The organism is Burkholderia sp. Se-20373, from assembly GCF_017104705.1.
In the GTDB taxonomy this organism is placed as follows: Bacteria; Pseudomonadota; Gammaproteobacteria; order Burkholderiales; family Burkholderiaceae; genus Burkholderia.
Genome location: NZ_JAAGPH010000362.1, coordinates 1 through 955 on the forward strand (window position 1 = coordinate 1; position 955 = coordinate 955).

1 pseudogene is annotated in these 955 nt (G+C 72.8%); it reads right to left on the minus strand.

Annotation, left to right across the window (positions count from 1 at the left end):
• Positions 1–955 (minus strand): annotated as a pseudogene (locus G3N96_RS38765) (cellulose biosynthesis protein); the annotation flags it as partial.

The following is a 955-nucleotide window of genomic DNA, read 5'->3' on the forward strand; positions in this document are numbered from 1 at the left end:
TACGGCGACCACCGCGATCTACCCCTCGGCAAACACCCTTTCCCTACCCGACGCTCTTCCGATCTCGCGAGCGCCTGCAGGCCGCGCTGCTGCGCGATGTAGTCGGGATTGCGTTCGAGCTGGCGCTGCGCGTCGCGCTGGCGATCCAGTTCCGCGACGCGGTCGACGAATTCGGTATCGTCCGGCACGAGCGCGAGGTATGCATGCAGTGCATCGAGATACGCGGGATCGCTGCCGGCCGACTGCAGCACGCGCCGCCACAGCGCCATCGCCTCCGTATGGTCGGCGTCGGCGCGCTTCGCGAGCGCCCAGGCGATCCGGTTCGCCTCCGGCCGCGTCTCGGCGCGCTGGTTCAAAAGCCGCGCGAGCGCCATCGTCGCGCTCGTGTCCTGCGGATCGGCCGCAACCGCACGGCGCAGCGCGGCGATCGCCGGCTCGCGTCCGCCCGGCGCATTCGACACGATCTGGTAATACTCGGCGCCGAGCGCACCCGACGGCGCGCCGTTCGGAAACAGCGCGACGATCCGCCGGGCCGCTTCGTCCGCGCGGCCGCTGCGCGCGAGCAGGCGAATCTGCGCCATCTCGCCGCGCCCGCTCGTCGCGACGCGGTATTCGTCGGCCACCCGCCGCGTGGCGGGCGCATTCGGAGACTGCGCCTGCAGGCGCGCGAGCGACGCCTGCGCACCTTTCGCATCGCCGAGCCGCAGCAGCACGCGCACTTGTTCGGCCAGCAACTCGGGATCGCCCGGCGCGATCAGCAGCCCCTTGCGCAGCGCGTCGCGCGCGAGGTCGTCGCGATGCTTGACGCCCCACATCCGCGCGGTGTCGAGCAGACGCTGCGCGTCGGCGGACGCGGCAGTCGCCGGTGCTGCGGGGTTCGCCATCGTCGCGTGCGCGGCGGTGCCCGGCGCCGCCGCGCACACCGACGACGCGAGCCACGCGAATCCCGCGACGT